The organism is Pseudomonas sp. S3_B08 (assembly GCF_054667725.1).
The window spans coordinates 1477986-1493582 of record NZ_CP162750.1 but is presented as its reverse complement, the minus strand read 5'-3'; the positions used below and the strand labels follow the sequence as shown (position 1 = coordinate 1493582).

At 60.1% G+C, this 15597-nt stretch carries 15 protein-coding genes; 3 read left to right on the top strand and 12 right to left on the bottom strand.

Going from position 1 to position 15597, the window contains the following annotated elements; all coding sequences use genetic code 11:
• Window positions 1-2: 2 nt before the first annotated feature.
• Window positions 3-1112 (bottom strand): PilT/PilU family type 4a pilus ATPase, encoded by a 1110-nt coding sequence (locus tag AB4N73_RS06780; RefSeq protein ID WP_095179759.1) that lies wholly within the window; start codon window positions 1110-1112, stop codon window positions 3-5.
• Window positions 1113-1221: 109 nt separating this feature from the next.
• Here AB4N73_RS06780 and AB4N73_RS06775 point away from each other — a divergent pair, with 109 nt between their 5' ends.
• On the top strand, window positions 1222-3759 hold the full coding sequence (locus tag AB4N73_RS06775; protein WP_460143113.1) for a hybrid sensor histidine kinase/response regulator: 2538 nt from the start codon (window positions 1222-1224) through the stop codon (window positions 3757-3759).
• Window positions 3760-3811: 52 nt separating this feature from the next.
• Window positions 3812-4087, top strand: coding sequence for a peptidylprolyl isomerase (locus tag AB4N73_RS06770; protein WP_007912322.1), 276 nt, complete (start codon window positions 3812-3814; stop codon window positions 4085-4087).
• A 116-nt stretch (window positions 4088-4203) separates the two neighbouring features.
• Here AB4N73_RS06770 and kdgK read toward each other — a convergent pair whose 3' ends face one another.
• The 8 genes from kdgK to AB4N73_RS06730 form a co-directional block, all read right to left on the bottom strand.
• Window positions 4204-5136, bottom strand: a complete 933-nt coding sequence (gene kdgK / locus AB4N73_RS06765; protein WP_095179756.1) for a 2-dehydro-3-deoxygluconokinase — start codon at window positions 5134-5136, stop codon at window positions 4204-4206.
• Window positions 5137-5290: 154 nt separating this feature from the next.
• Window positions 5291-6505 (bottom strand): amino acid deaminase, encoded by a 1215-nt coding sequence (locus tag AB4N73_RS06760; RefSeq protein ID WP_252869352.1) that lies wholly within the window; start codon window positions 6503-6505, stop codon window positions 5291-5293.
• Between the two features lie 38 nt (window positions 6506-6543).
• Window positions 6544-7308 (bottom strand): IclR family transcriptional regulator, encoded by a 765-nt coding sequence (locus AB4N73_RS06755; RefSeq protein WP_150635937.1) that lies wholly within the window; start codon window positions 7306-7308, stop codon window positions 6544-6546.
• 147 nt (window positions 7309-7455) lie between these two features.
• Window positions 7456-7845, bottom strand: coding sequence for a RidA family protein (locus AB4N73_RS06750; protein ID WP_016774497.1), 390 nt, complete (start codon window positions 7843-7845; stop codon window positions 7456-7458).
• Window positions 7846-7876: 31 nt separating this feature from the next.
• On the bottom strand, window positions 7877-8668 hold the full coding sequence (locus tag AB4N73_RS06745) for an amino acid ABC transporter ATP-binding protein (RefSeq protein ID WP_406228975.1): 792 nt from the start codon (window positions 8666-8668) through the stop codon (window positions 7877-7879).
• Window positions 8665-9327: an amino acid ABC transporter permease gene (locus AB4N73_RS06740; protein WP_460143112.1), complete on the bottom strand. Its 663-nt coding sequence runs from the start codon at window positions 9325-9327 to the stop codon at window positions 8665-8667. Before AB4N73_RS06740 ends, AB4N73_RS06745 begins: the two co-directional genes overlap by 4 nt.
• Before the next feature lie 9 nt (window positions 9328-9336).
• Window positions 9337-9999, bottom strand: a complete 663-nt coding sequence (locus tag AB4N73_RS06735) for an amino acid ABC transporter permease (protein ID WP_024012746.1) — start codon at window positions 9997-9999, stop codon at window positions 9337-9339.
• A 51-nt stretch (window positions 10000-10050) separates the two neighbouring features.
• A complete protein-coding gene (locus tag AB4N73_RS06730; RefSeq protein ID WP_041478710.1) occupies window positions 10051-10899 on the bottom strand; it encodes a transporter substrate-binding domain-containing protein in 849 nt (282 codons plus the stop codon).
• A gap of 458 nt (window positions 10900-11357) precedes the next feature.
• Here AB4N73_RS06730 and AB4N73_RS06725 point away from each other — a divergent pair, with 458 nt between their 5' ends.
• Window positions 11358-11789, top strand: coding sequence for a thioredoxin family protein (locus AB4N73_RS06725; protein ID WP_095179748.1), 432 nt, complete (start codon window positions 11358-11360; stop codon window positions 11787-11789).
• A 136-nt stretch (window positions 11790-11925) separates the two neighbouring features.
• On the opposite strand, the gene AB4N73_RS06720 is transcribed toward AB4N73_RS06725, so the two are convergent.
• The 3 genes from AB4N73_RS06720 to AB4N73_RS06710 form a co-directional block, all read right to left on the bottom strand.
• Window positions 11926-13485: a TerC family protein gene (locus tag AB4N73_RS06720; protein WP_041478708.1), complete on the bottom strand. Its 1560-nt coding sequence runs from the start codon at window positions 13483-13485 to the stop codon at window positions 11926-11928.
• A gap of 356 nt (window positions 13486-13841) precedes the next feature.
• The gene (locus tag AB4N73_RS06715; RefSeq protein WP_460143577.1) at window positions 13842-14534 is read right to left on the bottom strand and encodes a vWA domain-containing protein; all 693 of its coding nucleotides are present in this window, start codon (window positions 14532-14534) and stop codon (window positions 13842-13844) included.
• Window positions 14507-15517 carry an ATP-binding protein gene (locus AB4N73_RS06710; RefSeq protein ID WP_252883707.1) on the bottom strand — a complete coding sequence of 337 codons (1011 nt, stop codon included), beginning with the start codon at window positions 15515-15517 and terminating at the stop codon, window positions 14507-14509. The genes AB4N73_RS06715 and AB4N73_RS06710 overlap by 28 nt, the downstream gene beginning before the upstream one ends.
• Between the last annotated feature and the right edge of the window lie 80 nt (window positions 15518-15597).

The window sequence follows — 15597 nt, the reverse complement described above, 5'->3', positions numbered from 1 at the left end:
ACTTACTCCACCAACCCCCAATCCCCTGTCGATGCTTTTTCGTTGATTGGAGAATCAAGTTTAAGCTTGATGCCTAACCGTAAGTTGTTTGTCGAATCCGCGTTTTTCAAAGCTTCTTCTACTGTAATAACACGCGCAAGGACTAACTGTAACAGTGCAGCATCGAATGTCTGCATGCCTGAGTCTTCGGATTTCTCCATGATACTTTTCAACTCAGCCAACTCATTGCGACGGAGCGCATCAGCAACAGTCGGCGTACCTAATAACACTTCCACGGCCGCCCTGCGCTGGCCGTCGACAGTGCGTACCAAGCGCTGCGAGATAAAGGCTTTCAGGTTGTTGCCCAATGTCTGCAACAGCTGCTCGCGCTTCTCCTCGGGAAACATATTGATGATGCGATCCAGCGCCTGATTGGCATTGGTCGCATGTAACGTGGACAACACAAGATGCCCTGTATCGGCAAACGAGAGCGCGTGCTCCATGGTTTCGCGGTCACGGATCTCACCAATCAGGACGACGTCCGGTGCCTGGCGTAAAGTGTTCTTCAGCGCGGCATGAAAGCTGCGCGTATCGACGCCAACCTCACGCTGATTGATGATCGAGCGCTTGTGCCGATGGATATATTCGATCGGGTCTTCGATGGTAACAATGTGTCCGGCACTGTGGCGGTTGCGATGATCGATCAGCGCCGCCAGGGAGGTCGACTTGCCCGAACTGGTAGCGCCGACAAAAAGAATCAGGCCACGTTTGAGCATCACCGTTTCCAGCAACACCGGCGGCAGTTTCAAGTCTTCGAACCGCGGGATGTCGAGCTTGACGTTGCGGATAACGATCGAAACGTCGTTGCGCTGCTTGAAAATGTTCACCCGGAACCGGCCGACGCCCGTTCGGGAGATTGCCAGGTTCATTTCCAGATCCCGGTCGAACTCCCGGCGCTGCTCGGCGTCCATCAGGGAGGTGGCGATGGCCGCGGTTTCGCCAGGTTTGAATGGCTGATCGCTGAGCGCCGTCAGCACACCATCAATGCGAGCGCTCGGTGGTGCGCCGGTGGAAAGGAAAAGATCCGAACCGTTTTTTTGCGACAATGTTGACAACAGTGCATCGATTTCCATGGCTGAAAGCACCCGCGAAGCATTGAATGAGCAGATTTGGCCTACGCTTGGCGCGGCTCCTGCAACAATGATAGACCCCGTCTCACCGAACCACGCTCAGGATTGAAACATGAATGCTGTACCCACCACCGATGACGCCCAGGCCCTGATCGCCCGCACCGACTGGAGCCGCAGTCCGCTGGGCGCCGCCGGCACCTGGCCGCAGAGTCTGCGCACAGCGGTGGACATCGTGATTCATTCGCCGATGCCGATGCTGCTGTTGTGGGGGCCGCAACTCACGCAGATCTACAACAATGGTTTTGCCCTGCTCGCCGGCAGCAAGCATCCCGAAGCCTTCGGCCAGCCAACGCATGAGATCTGGCCGGAAGTACGGGATTTTGCCGAGCCGATTTACCAGGCGGTGCTGCAAGGTCAGGTGCGCAGCTTCAGCGAGCAGCGTTTCAGCGTACAGCGGGACGGCAAAAAAACCGATTTCTGGCTGGACCTGACCTACAGCCCGATTCGCGATGAAACCGCACAGGTCGCCGGCATTCTGATCACTGCCATTGAGACCAACGAACGCCGCCGTATTGCCCTGGAATTGCAGCGCCGTTCCGAGGAAAGCCTCAAGGCTCAGCGCCAGTCCGAAGAGCGTCTGCAACTGGCCCTCGCCGCCGCCGACGCCGTCGGAACGTGGGACTGGGACATTGGCGAAGACCGATTCATTGCCGATGCGCATTTTGCCGAACTGCATGGCGTTGATCCGAGCAAGGCCGGGCAATTGCCGATCAGCGAATACATGCACGGGGTGCACCCCGAAGACCGCGCAATGGTTGCGCGCGGCATCAAGCACTGCATCACCCACGGCACCGAGTACGCTGAGGAATATCGCTTGTTGCAGGCCGATGGCACGCTGCGCTGGGTGTTCGCGCGCGGGCGTTGCTACAAGGATCATCATGGTCGGCCGATGCGCTTTCTCGGCTCGGCGCTGGACCTGACCGAACGCAAACACACCGAACAAGCGCTGCGTCAGAGCCAGACCGAATTGCAGTTGATCATCAACGCCATGCCGATCCTGATCAGCTATGTCGACGCCGAAGAACGTTTTCGCTTGAACAACGCAGCGTATCTCGACTGGTACGGCCTCACACCGCAAGAGTTGTACGGGCGCAAGATTCGCGAAGTCATCGGCGAAGAGGCGTATTTCCTGCGCGCACCGTACATCGCCGAAGCGCTGGCCGGGCGCGCCTGTTCCTTCAGTTTCTACACACCGCACCGCGATGGCAGCATCCGTCATGCCCTTATGAATTATCTGCCGCGACATGGCGCAGACGGTGCAGTGAACGGCTTCTACATCTTTGTCATCGACGAGACCGAGCGCAAGAAAACCGAAGAAGCCCTGCGTAATCTCAACGAGACCCTCGAAGAGCGGGTCAGCGCGCGCACCGAGCAACTGGCTCAGGCCAACGAGCGTTTGCAGAACGAGATGTTCGAACGCGAGCGCGCCGAAGATGCCTTGCGCCACGCGCAGAAGATGGAAGCCGTCGGCCAGCTCACGGGTGGCATCGCCCACGACTTCAACAACATGCTCACCGGCATTATCGGCAGTCTGGACTTGATGCAGCGCTACATCGCCAATGGTCGTGCCGACGAGATCGGCCGTTTTACCGAAGCGGCCGTGTCATCGGCCAATCGCGCGGCGGCGCTCACGCATCGCTTGCTGGCGTTCTCGCGGCGCCAGTCGCTGGACCGCAAGCAACTTAACGTCAATGAGCTGGTGCACTCGCTGGAAGATCTGATCCGCCGCACCAAAGGCGATCCGATCGACCTGCAACTGCGCCTGCCCGAAGACGTTTGGCCGGTGAGCACCGACGTCAGCCAGCTGGAAAATGCCTTGCTCAATCTGGTGATCAACGCCCGCGACGCGATGCCCGAAGGCGGCACGTTGCTGATCCAGACTGCCAACGTCTACCTCGACAGCAGTGACATCACCATTCTCGAACCGGTCAAGGCCGGGGAATATGTGATGCTCGCGGTCAGCGATAACGGCACCGGCATGACTCCGTCAATTCGCTCCAAAGCGTTCGATCCGTTCTTCACCACCAAGCCGATCGGCCAGGGCACCGGGCTCGGGCTGTCGATGATCTACGGTTTCGCCCAGCAATCCGGTGGTCACGTCAGCCTCGACAGCGTGCCGGGGCAAGGTACTTGCGTGCGCCTGTACTTGCCGCGCTTGCTTGAGCCGACGCCGGAAACCTCATCTGTGAAGAAAGCCGAACCGATTGCTGCTTCATCTTCTGGCGAAACCGCAATCGTGGTCGAGGATGACGCGGCGGTGCGCATGCTGGTGCTCGATCTGCTGAGGGAGCTGGGCTACAAAACCTTCGAAGCGGCAAACGCCAAGATCGCCCTGCCCTTGTTCGAGTCCGCGCAACGTGTCGATCTGCTGGTCACCGATGTCGGGCTGCCCGGCATGAACGGTCGCCAGTTGGCGGAAATTGCGCGCCAGCATCGTCCCGGCCTTAAAGTGCTGTTCATGACCGGTTACGCGCAGATTGCTGCCGAGCGCCAGGGCTTTCTTGAAGAGGGCATGGACATGGTCGCCAAGCCTTTTGTCCTGGAAGTGTTGGCGAGCAAGATTCGCAAGTTGAGCAACCCGACCCCGTGACTTGAGGCATAATCGCGCGCCCCGCTGTCACCCCGTTATCAGGTATTGCACGATGAAAGCCCAAGCCCGCCACATTCTGGTGAAAACCGCCGAAGAGGCCGAACAACTCAAACAGCGCATCGCCAAGGGCGAAGCATTCGATGTGCTGGCGAAGAAGTTTTCCACCTGCCCGTCCGGCAAACGCGGCGGTGATCTGGGCGAAGTACGTCCAGGACAGATGGTCGGCGCGATTGATGCGGTGATTTTCAAGAAACCACTGCGCACCGTGCATGGACCGATCAAGAGCAAGTTTGGTTATCACCTGGTGCAGGTGTTTTATCGGGATTGATCGGCTGGCTGTCGAGCTTCTTCGCGAGCAGGCTCGCTCCCACATTTCGACCGGATTTTCATCGTGGGAGCGAGCCTGCTCGCGAACCGATTGCGCAGCAAGCGGCCATTCTCTGACTACCTGGGGATCAGCGCCCCTGGCACCTGTATCACCTGACTGGCCAATTCATGTCCCGCTTGGGCCGCCTCTGCCGGGCTGCCGCCGAGCAAGCGCCGGGCCAGATATGCCGCACTGAACGAATCCCCCGCCGCCGTGGTGTCGACAACCTTGTCGACCTTTTGCGCCGGCACCTCAAACGCCTCCCCCTGACAACGAATCAGGCACGCCTCCGCGCCGCGCTTGAGCACCACTTCTGGCGTGCCAATCTGCGCATACGTCGCAAACACCTCAGCGCAATCGGCAAACCCGAACAACGCCTGTTCGTCATCCACGGTGAGCAACGCCAGATCGACATAGGGCAAGACGCTGCGATATGCCGCGCGGGCCTCTTCCACAGAAGCCCACAAGCGTGGGCGGTAGTTGTTGTCAAACACGATGCGCGCATCGCGCTGCCGGGCTTCGCTCAACGTCTTGATCAGGCGGGCACGGCCTTGCATGCCAAGTACGGCGAGGGTGATTCCGCTGAAATACAGCACGTCGTAGTCCGGCAAGGCCGCGAGAATCGGCTCGGCCGCAGGGGTAGTGAAGCAATCGCGTACCGCCGCTTCGTTGCGCCAGTACAGAAAGCGCCGCTCGCCGTTGGCGTCGGTCTGTATGCAATACAAACCGGGAAGCCGACCGGGCAAGCGCTGCACCAGATCGAGGCCGATGCCTTCGCTGCGCCAGATCTGGCACATTGCGTCACTGAAACTGTCATCGCCCAGCGCGGTAACGTAATCGACTTGCGCCTTGTCGCCCAGCGCGCGGGACAGGTACACGGCCGTATTGAGGGTATCGCCACCGAAGCTTTGCTGCAGACTGCCGTCGGCACGTTGTTGCAGTTCGATCATGCATTCGCCGATCAGGGCGATGCGTGGGGTGTTGGGCCCCAGAGGGCTGAGCGTGGTCATCTGGTAGGGTCTCTGGTCGTTCGGTGATGGCTGTTGTGGCGTCATCGCTGGCAAGCCAGCTCCCACATAGTCAAGGTGAACATAAATTGGGTAATCACCTCCGGCCCTGTGGGAGCTGGCTTGCCAGCGATTGGCCGCGCCTCGGTCTCAAGCCTTAGAAACAAGTCTCCATGGTCTCGATGACCGCCAACTGCTCATCCACCAGCAACCCAACACGCCATTTGTCAAACGTCAGGCACGGATGCGAAGTACCAAAGGAAATGATGTCGCCGACCCGCAGTTCTACACCCGGCGCCACGGTCATGAACGCATGCTGATCCATCACCGCCGTGACCTTGCACGCACCGATATCATCACCTGTCGCCGGCACCACACCGGCCTTGTAGCGCAACAACGGCACCGGCAAACCGGCGTCGAATGCGACGTCGCGCTTGCCCAGGGCGATCACCGCGAAACCCGGTTCCGGCAGCGACTGCACATGAGCCCAGACTTCCAGCGCCGGGCGCAGGCCTTCGTGCAGATCGCTGCGACGGTCGAGCACGCAGCACTGCGCCTCTTTGTAGATACCATGGTCGTGGGCCACGTAACTGCCCGGGCGCAACACACTGAGGAAGCGGCCAGCGGCGTTCTGGGTTTCGAAGGATTCGGCGATCAGGTCATACCAGGCTGAACCCGATGCGGTGATGATCGGTTTGGCAATGGCGAAAGCGCCGCTGTCCTGCAGCTGCACCGCCAGGCGCACCAGCGACGCGGCGAACTGGCGAATGCCACTGACCGCATGATCGCCATGAATCACGCCTTCGTAACCTTCAATGCCGGTCAGTGCCAGCGCCGGTTGCGCATCGATGGCCTTGGCCAGCTCGATGACTTCCTGCTCGCTGCGGCACCCGCAGCGCCCGCCAACCACGCCATATTCGATCATCACGTTGAGCTTGACCCCACGGGAAGCGAAGTAAGCCCCGAGGTCGGCGACGTTGTCCGGGTGATCGACCATGCAATAGAAATCGAACGTCGGATCGGCGAGCAGATCGGCAATCAACGCCATGTTCGGCGTGCCGACCAATTGATTGGCCATCAACACCCGACGTACGCCGTGAGCATAAGCGGCGCGGGTCTGGGTGGCGCTGGCGAGGGTGATGCCCCAGGCGCCGGCGTCGAGCTGTCGCTTGAACAGTGCCGGGGTCATGCTGGTTTTGCCGTGGGGCGCGAGTTCGGCGCCGCTGTCGCTGACAAATTTCTGCATCCAGCGAATGTTGTGCTCCAGCGCCTCGCGGTGCAGCACCAACGCCGGCAGGCTGACGTCGCGGGTCAGTTGCGCGCCGATGGCGGCGTCGCCTTTTTCTACGGCAGAGTTGATGGCAGTGGTCATGGTCCAGTCCTCACAGTCGCGGCCGCAGGCAGCCGCGGTTATTCGTTGATCCGCCGGGCGAGGCTGTTGGCGCTCTCGATCAGCACCCGGCGATAGTCGTTGTAATTGTTTTTTGCATCGGCGCGTGGGGCGACGATGCACAACGTGCAAATGGCCACGCCTTGCGGGTCTTTCACCGGCGCGGCGAAGCAATGGGTGAACGTGTCGGCGACGCTGTCGAAGGAGAAGAAGCCATCGAGGCCAGCCTGACGAATCTCCGCCAGAAAGCGTTCCAGCGGCAGGCGTTCGCCGTCGGGCAGGATGTAGTCGTCCTCGTCGATCAGGTCGATGATCTGCTGATCGCTCAAATGCGCGAGCAGCAAGCGCCCGGAGGCGGTCCACGGGATCGGCGCGTTTTCGCCGATATCCGATGAGATGCGGAAATGCCGCTCGCCCTCCTTCATCAACGCCACCGTGTATTTGCGCCCGTTGAGCAGGCACATCTGCGCGGTTTCGCGGGTCTGGCTGACGATCTCCTGCAAGGCGTGATCGGCCTCGCGGCTGAGGTCGAAATGACGCAGATGCGCTTGGCCGAGGAAGTACAACTGGCGGCCGAGATAGACGTGGCCGTCCTTGCCCACCGGTTCCAGAATCCGCCGTTCCAGCAAGGATGCGACCAGCTCGTAGACCGTGGATTTCGGGCCGCCGATGCCGTTGGCGATGTCATTGGGGCGCAGGGGCTGGCCGATTTCCTTGAGAAAATCGAGGATATCGAACGCCCGGTCCAGACCACGTGCCCGGCGCTTGATGGTGTCTTCGGTCATGTCAGTGGTTTCCATTCAAAGTCGCCGGGAGTTTACCGAGAGTCCAGTGTCGCCTGTTACATCGCTTTCGCGAGCAGGCTCGCTCCCACAGGAAAACGCATTCCAAATGTGGGAGCGAGCCTGCTCGCGAAGAGGGCTGCACTTGTTTCAGGCCTTCTTCTTGTAGGCAATGCAGTCGATCTCAACCTTGCAATCAACCATCATGCTCGCCTGCACACAGGCCCGCGCCGGGGCGTGTTCGGGTTTGAAATACTCGGCGAAGACTTTGTTGAAGCTGCTGAAATCCCGTGGATCGTCCAGCCAGACGCCGGCGCGAACCACGTCCTCAAGGCCATAACCGGCCTCTTCAAGAATCGCGATCAGGTTCTTCATGGTCTGGTGGGTCTGTTCGACAATCCCGCCGACGATGATCTCGCCATCTACTGCCGGTACCTGGCCGGACACATGCAGCCAGCCATCCGCTTCGACTGCGCGGGCGAATGGACGAGGCTGGCCGCCGGCGGCGGTGCTGCCGGTGCCGTAACGCGTAATGCTCATGGGTGTTTCTCCTGATTGCAAAAGTGCAGATTCAAAACCGCGTGCTTTTGAGAAATTCCGCCAGACGCGGCGATTGCGGGCGTTCGAACAGTTCCTTGGGAGGCCCCTGCTCTTCGATCCGCCCTTGATTCATGAATACGATTTTGTCCGAGACCTCGAAAGCGAAACGCATTTCGTGGGTCACCAGCAACATGGTCATGCCGTCCTCGGCCAGCCCCTTGATCACGTTGAGCACCTCACCGACCAGCTCCGGATCGAGGGCCGAGGTGACTTCGTCAAAGAGCATCAGGCTCGGGTTCATCGCAATAGCTCGGGCAATCGCCACGCGCTGTTGCTGGCCGCCGGACAACTGACCGGGAAAGTGATTGCGCCGCTCCAGCAGGCCGACACGCTCCAACCATTTTTCGGCAAGCACCACGGCTTCGTCCTTGTGCATCTTCTTCACCTTGAGCAGGCCCAAGGTGACGTTCTGCAACGCGGTCAGGTGCGGAAACAGGTTGAATTGCTGGAACGCCATGCCGGTCATCGCACGATGACGGGCAATGACCTTTTCCGCATGGCGAACGCGTTTGCCGTTGACCTCGTCATAGCCGATGGATTCGCCGTCGAGCAGAATCTGCCCGCCCTGAAACTCTTCAAGCATGTTCACGCAACGCAGCAGCGTGGTCTTGCCCGAGCCACTGGAGCCGATCAGCGTAACGACGTTGCCACGCTGCATGCTCAGGTCGACACCCTTGAGCACTTCCACCGCGCCGTACTGTTTGTGCAGGCCGCGAATGTCCAGCAACGCCTGATTCTGTGAAACAACTTGAGCTTGAGTCATGGCAAGGCCACCCGCTTTTCAATGTGCCGGCCGAGTAACTCGATGGCGTAGTTGATGACGAAGAACAGAAAACCGGCGAACAGGTAGAACTCCAGGGTCATGAAGTTTCGGGCGATGATCTGTTGCGTGCTGAGCAGCAATTCGGCGACGCCGATCACCGAGAGCAAGGTCGAAGCCTTGACGATTTCGGTGGACGAGTTGACCCAGGTCGGCAAAATCTGCCGCAGCGCCTGAGGCAACAGTACGTAGCCGAGGGATTGGTAGAACGTCAGACCGATGGCTTTGCCCGCCTCCATCTGCCCGCGCGGCAGGGCTTGCAAGGCGCCACGGACGATTTCGGCGACGTGCGAGCCGCAGAACAGCGTCAGGCCCAAGGCTCCGGCCTGAAACGCGCTGATCTGCCAACCGAGCGCCGGCGCCATATAAAAGCAGGCCAGCACCAATACAAACACCGGCGTGCCGCGAATCAGATCGACGTACAGCCGAAACGGCGCGCGCATCCAGAATCTGCCGTAAGTCAGGACCAGGCCGGCAACCACGCCGAGCATGGTGCCCAAGACGATGGCCAGCGCCGAGACCTGCACACTGGTCAGAAAGCCCTGCCACAAAGGCTCGCGGGCGAGCCACAATTCATGCAACCAACTGGGAGATTGGTACATCGCAGCCTCCTATCGGCGGATCGCCAGACGCTGCTCGAGGTAACGCAGCAGCATGGCAATGAGGTAACAGGCCGCGACATACAACGCCGTGGTCACCAGCCAGGTTTCGATCACCCGGTAGCTCTCGACGTTGATCTTGCGCGCGTAATAGGTCAGCTCCGGCACCGCAATCGCAGCCGCCAGCGAGGTGTCCTTGAACAGCGAAATGAAGTTGTTCGACAGCGCCGGCAGCACATTGCGCAGCATCACCGGCACGGTGACGTAAGCCTTGACCTGCCATTCACCGAGACCGATTGCCAGCCCGGCTTCACGCTGGCCTTTGGGAATGCTCAGCAAGCCGCCACGAAAGACTTCGGTCAGGTACGCGCCGGCATACAGCGACAGCGTGATGATGAACGAAGGAATCTTGTCCAGACGAATGCCAAGACTGGGCAGTGCGAAGTAGATCAACAGAATCAACACCAGGATTGGCGTGTTGCGCACCACCGTGACGTACACCGAGGCCAGCACCCGCAAGGCGCGATGTTTGGAGAGCAAGGCAAACGCCATCAGCAGGCCGATCACGCAGCCGATGGCGATCGACACCAGCGCCAGCTGCAAGCCCAGCCCGAGCCCTGCCAGCAAGGTGTCGAAATCGCGCCACACGGCGGCAAAGTTCAACTGATAATTCATGGTCAGCAGTACCTTGAGCGGGGCGACTGAAATCGCCCCACTCTCACGGGATCATTTGAATTCGACTGGGAAACCGATCGCGGGCGACGGCAGATCGACACCGAACCATTGCTTGAAGGAGGCGGCGTAGGTCGGGAACTCAACCCCGGTCATTGCTTCATGCAGCGCGGTGTTTACGAAGTTCAGCCAGTCCTGATCGCCACGTTTGACTGCGCAGGCGTAAGTCTGCGGGCTCCAGGCATAGCTCGGGCTGCGGTAGCGGCCCGGGTTCTGCACCATCAGGTATTTGACCGACGACTGATCGGTTGCGGCGGCATCGGCACGGCCGGAGTTCACTGCCTGATACATCAGGTCGACGCTGTCGTACTGATCGACCTTGGCCTTGGGCAATGCCTGATGCACCAATTCTTCGGCGTAGACGTTTTGCAGCACCGCAACGGTAACGTCATCGCCCGCTGCCTGCAGGTCTTCGATTTCCTTGTACTTGCTGTTGTTCGGCAACAGCAGGCCGACGCCTTCGCGGTAGTACGGCAGAGTGAATGCCACTTGCTGCGCGCGGCTCGCGGTGACGGTGATGAACTGGCAGCTCATGTCGACCTTGTCGGTCAGCAGGTTGGGGATACGCGCATCGGACGACTGCACCACGAACTCGACTTTACTCGGGTCGTTGAACAGTCCCTTGGCCACCATCCTGGCGATGTCGATATCAAAACCCTGCAACTTGCCGTCCGCGCCCTGAAAGTGCCACGGCGCGTTGGTGCTGCCGGTGCCCACGATCAACTTGCCACGGGCGAGAACACTGTCGAGCTTGCTGTCGGCCGCCTGGGCCAGACCCATGACCGAGGAAGAAGCCGCAAGGACAAAAACACACGCTTTGAACAACGAAGGATGGCGACGCATGGCAAGCACTCCAGAATTGTGTTTATTCCGCTATACCGGAACACGGTTTGTTACTACGGAATAGACAGCAGAAAGTGTGCCACAGGAATCTCGCGAAATCTGTAACTGCGTTGAACGCTTTTGGAATCAACAAGATATGTTTCGTGGACCAAAGGGTTTGGCCCGACCAGGAGCGAAGGAAACACCTGACAAAGCCAGGAAAGGGGTAATGCGTTCCCAACTTGGGTCAGATCGCGCCGTTGTGGTGCGAATCAGGGTGACAGTTGAGCAAAACCCGGTATCAGCGCTTTAGCGCCTGCCCGTAGACATCACCACCCTGCCGTCTCGCGACGGCTATCACCGTGACGACAGCACTTCTCGTGGTTACGCAGTCCACCTGTAATTTCTGACAGTAGACCCAGACGTGCCTACTCCTTTAACGTCAAGGAACCTATCCGCTCGTTGAAAAGGACCCTTCGATGAACGTCACCAACACAACTTCCGCGCTGGCCCCGGTTTACCGCAAAGCCCTGAAAACCTGGCGTCCGGTCATTCTTTATTTCGCCAATGAACATTGCCCCGCCTGCGAATGGTCCGGGCCGATCTTTCGGCAGATTGCCGAGCCTTACCGACTGCGCGCCAACATCTATATGCTCAATACCAGCCAATCGCCCAAGCACCCGAATGTCACGGGCACGCCAACCGTGCTGTTCTATAAAAACGGCAGGCTGATGAAAAAGCTCAAAGGTATCGGCACTGAAGAAACCCTCGCACGGGATTTCGCCGTGCACATCGGCAAGACCAAAGCCCCCTTTGCCGCGCGTAAACGGAAGCATGATCTGCCTTGGCTGCGTCAGACACTTCGTACTTTGCGTACCGTCCCACATGGGCGCCTACGGAGGATGTACTGAACGAGCCTCCTCAGAGGTATGGAGTGCCTGCCAAATTGCCTTCGCGAGCAGGCTAGCTGCCACATTGAACCGCATTGCAATGTGGCAGCGAGCCCGCTCGCAAAAAGGCCGGCACAGCTTTTAGAAAACGCAAGTATTACGCGGCAGCGCGCTCCAGCAACACCCGCGTCACCCTCCGCTCTTCCACCGCTTTGACAGTCAATTGCCAGCCCTCGTATTCCAGTTGATCGCCGGTCATCGGCAAGCGATCCAGCAGACTCATCACCAACCCGGCCATGGTCTGATAGTCCTCCGTCGGCTCGGCATCGAAGCCGGTACGCTGGCGAACGCGAGCCAAGGGCAGCGCGCCGCTGACCAGAAACCCGCCGCGCTCTTCGACCACGTCCGGGCCTTCGATTTCGCTGGCATCGGGTAGTTCGCCAGCGATCGATTCGAGGATGTCGGTCATGGTCAACACACCGACGAAATCGCCAAACTCGTTGACCACGAAAGCGATGTGGGTCGAGGCCGCGCGCATCTGCTCCAGGGCATTGAGGATTGAGTAACTGTCGAGCAGATTGACGGTCTTGCGTGCCAGATGCTCCAGGTTCGGCTCGTTGCCCGCCAGATATTCCTTGAGCAGTTCCTTCTTGTGTACGAAGCCCAGCGGCTCGTCCACCGCGCCATCGCGAATCAACGGCAAGCGCGAGTAGGACGAATGCATCAACTTCGTGCGAATGGTTTCGGCGTCATCCGCAAGATCAATCAGGTCAACGTCGGCGCGCACCGTCATCAGGTTGCGAATCGGCCGTTCCGCCAGTTGCAGCACACCGCTGATCATCACCCGCTCACGACGGTCGAACAGCTCGGCCACCGGCGCTTCACCGTTGTCCAGCAGGTCGGAGATTTCCTCGCCAACCTCCTCCGCCGCCAGTTTGCGCCCGCCGAGCAGACGCATCACTGCATGTGCCGTGCGCTCACGCATCGGCCGCACGCCCTGCATCGAACGTTTGCGCCGAGCCCGGGCGATCTGGTTGAACACCTCAATCAGGATCGAGAAACCGATGGCCGCGTACAGGTAACCTTTCGGGATATGGAAGCCCAGACCTTCGGCGGTCAGGGCAAAACCGATCATCATCAGGAAGCCCAGGCACAGCATGATCACGGTCGGATGTGCGTTGACGAAGCGGGTCAGCGGCTTGCTGGCGACGATCATCAGGCCGATGGAAATGATCACGGCGATCATCATCACCGCCAGTTCATCGACCATGCCCACGGCGGTAATCACCGCGTCGAGCGAGAACACGGCGTCGAGCACCACGATCTGCGCCACGATCGGCCAGAACAGCGCGTAGGTCGTGTTGGTCGAGCGCTCGCCGACGTGGCCTTCGAGGCGTTCATGCAACTCCATCGTCGCTTTGAACAGCAGGAACACACCACCAAACAGCATGATCAGGTCGCGGCCGGAGAAGCTCTTGTCGAACACCTCGAACAACGGTTGCGTGAGCGTGACCAGCCAGGAAATGCTCGCCAACAGGCCCAGGCGCATGATCAACGCCAGCGACAAGCCGATGATGCGCGCACGATCACGCTGATGCGGCGGCAGTTTGTCGGCAAGAATTGCGATGAATACCAGGTTGTCGATACCCAGCACCAGTTCCAGCACGATCAGAGTCAACAGGCCTAACCAGGCCGTGGGATCCGCTAACCATTCCATAAAACGTCTCGATCTCTCTTCAGTGAATTCAGGCGGCCGGACACGGCGAAGTGCAACGCGAAGGCTCAAGAGCCGCGTTATCAACCATAGTCGGGAGTCGGAAAACAGGATGCTGCGAATGGATCAAGACCGCGCAACGTTGCGCTGGAGAGTGCTGACTGGGAGGCTCCGAGAGGGTGTTCATGTAGATCCTGAATGAAAAATGGCCTTCGAGCGTACAGGGTCGACTGGTCCGCTCCACAGCGGTAAATCATTTCAAGATCTGTATGAATCAATGTAACCGAAGATTTTCAGCGTTGCCGAAAAAGCCTTCGCGAGCAGGCTCGCTCCCACAGGGTGCGAGCGGTGCGGCGGTTTCAGCGTAGACCCAGCTCATCGATATGCTGATACTGCGCTTGCAGCGCGGTCGCCAGATCCTTCGCCCGGCCCAGTCGAATCGGCCCGCGTTCGATGTCGATCAGCAATCCCGGGCACGCCAGCACCGGCAACCCCGACAGCTCTTTCAAGCGACCATCGGTCACGATCAGGCAGCGTTGCTGTTCGGCGGGAAAGCGCTTGCGTCTAACCGTCAGCCATTGCTGCGCCTGCTCCAGCGCCGCGAGCAACGGCGTGCCGCCACCAGCGCCCAGACCGTCAAGCCAGGCGCTCAGGCCGCTTGAGGCCTTCAAGCCTTGCACCTGCCATTTCGGCGCAGAACCACTGGCGGTCAGCAACGCCAGCCGCGCCCGCTGGCGGTAAGCATCGTCGAACAACTGCGCGAGCAGGCCCTTGGCATCGCTCAAGGCCTGATGGCGACGGGTCGAAGCCGACGCGTCGACGATCACCAGCCAGACTTCATGGGGCGAACGGGTACGCTGTTGAAACAGCAAATCAGCGCGACGCTGAGGGAGGCCATTGAGCAGCGTGCCCGGCCAGTTCACCGAACCGCTGCTGGCGCTCTGGCGTTGGCCCTGACGACCGTTATCGAGTTGTCCGGCACGGGGTCTGGCATTCGCCCCCGCGTCGGATCGGGGGCGAATGCCTAGGGCTTTTTTGCCTGTGGCGGCCAGCTCGGAACTTCGCGGCGGGCACCGGTGGCTTGCGCCGTTGCCGGCATCTCGCCCCACTGGCCCTGGCCTTCGCCGGATTTGCTGTCTGTGCCTGACGGAGATTGCGCTTGTGATTGGGCGCTGGATGAAGGTTGTTCGCGACGGCGATGGCGCAGGGCAAATTCGGCCACCGCGTCGATATCCTCTTCAGCAATCGCATCGGCCCCACGCCATGCCGCATGGGCGCGAGCCGCGCGCAACCAGACCAGATCAGCGCGCAAGCCATCGACGCCGGCGGCGAAACAACGCTCGGTAATCAACGCCAATGCCGCATCATCCAGCGGGATGGCTGCCAAGCGCTCGCGGGCGCTTTCACAGCGCGAACGCAGGATGTGTTGCTCGCTCGCCCACTGCGCGCAGAACCCTTGTGGATCGCTGTCGAAATCCAGCCGCCGGCGAATGATCTGTCCACGTTCGGCGGGCGCGGTGTGGCCGCTGAGGGCAACGTTCAAGCCGAAGCGGTCAAGCAGTTGCGGCCGCAGCTCGCCCTCTTCCGGGTTCATGGTGCCGATCAGAACGAATTTCGCCGAATGCCGATGGGAGATGCCGTCACGTTCGATCAGGTTGGTACCGCTGGCGGCGACATCGAGCAGCAGGTCGACCAGATGATCGGGCAGCAGATTGACTTCATCGACGTACAGCACGCCACCGTCAGCCTTGGCCAGGACACCGGGCGAAAACTGCGCGCGAGCGCCGCTCAGGGCAGCGTCGAGATCGAGGGTGCCGACCAGGCGCTCTTCAGTTGCGCCCAATGGCAACGTGACAAATTGGCCGCTGGCGAGCAGGTCCGCCAGGCCCCGGGCCAGGGTCGACTTGGCCATGCCGCGCGGGCCTTCTATAAGTACGCCGCCGATTTTCGGGTCGATGGCGGTCAGGCACAGGGCGAGTTTCAAGTCATCGGCGCCGACCACGGCGGAGAGCGGGAAATGCGGGGTGTCGGTCATGGGTTTCTCTTTCGTGGTCGTGGATGGTCGTGACGTTGTGGTGTGTCAGTTGTTGCCCTCACCTAGCCCTCTCCCAGAGG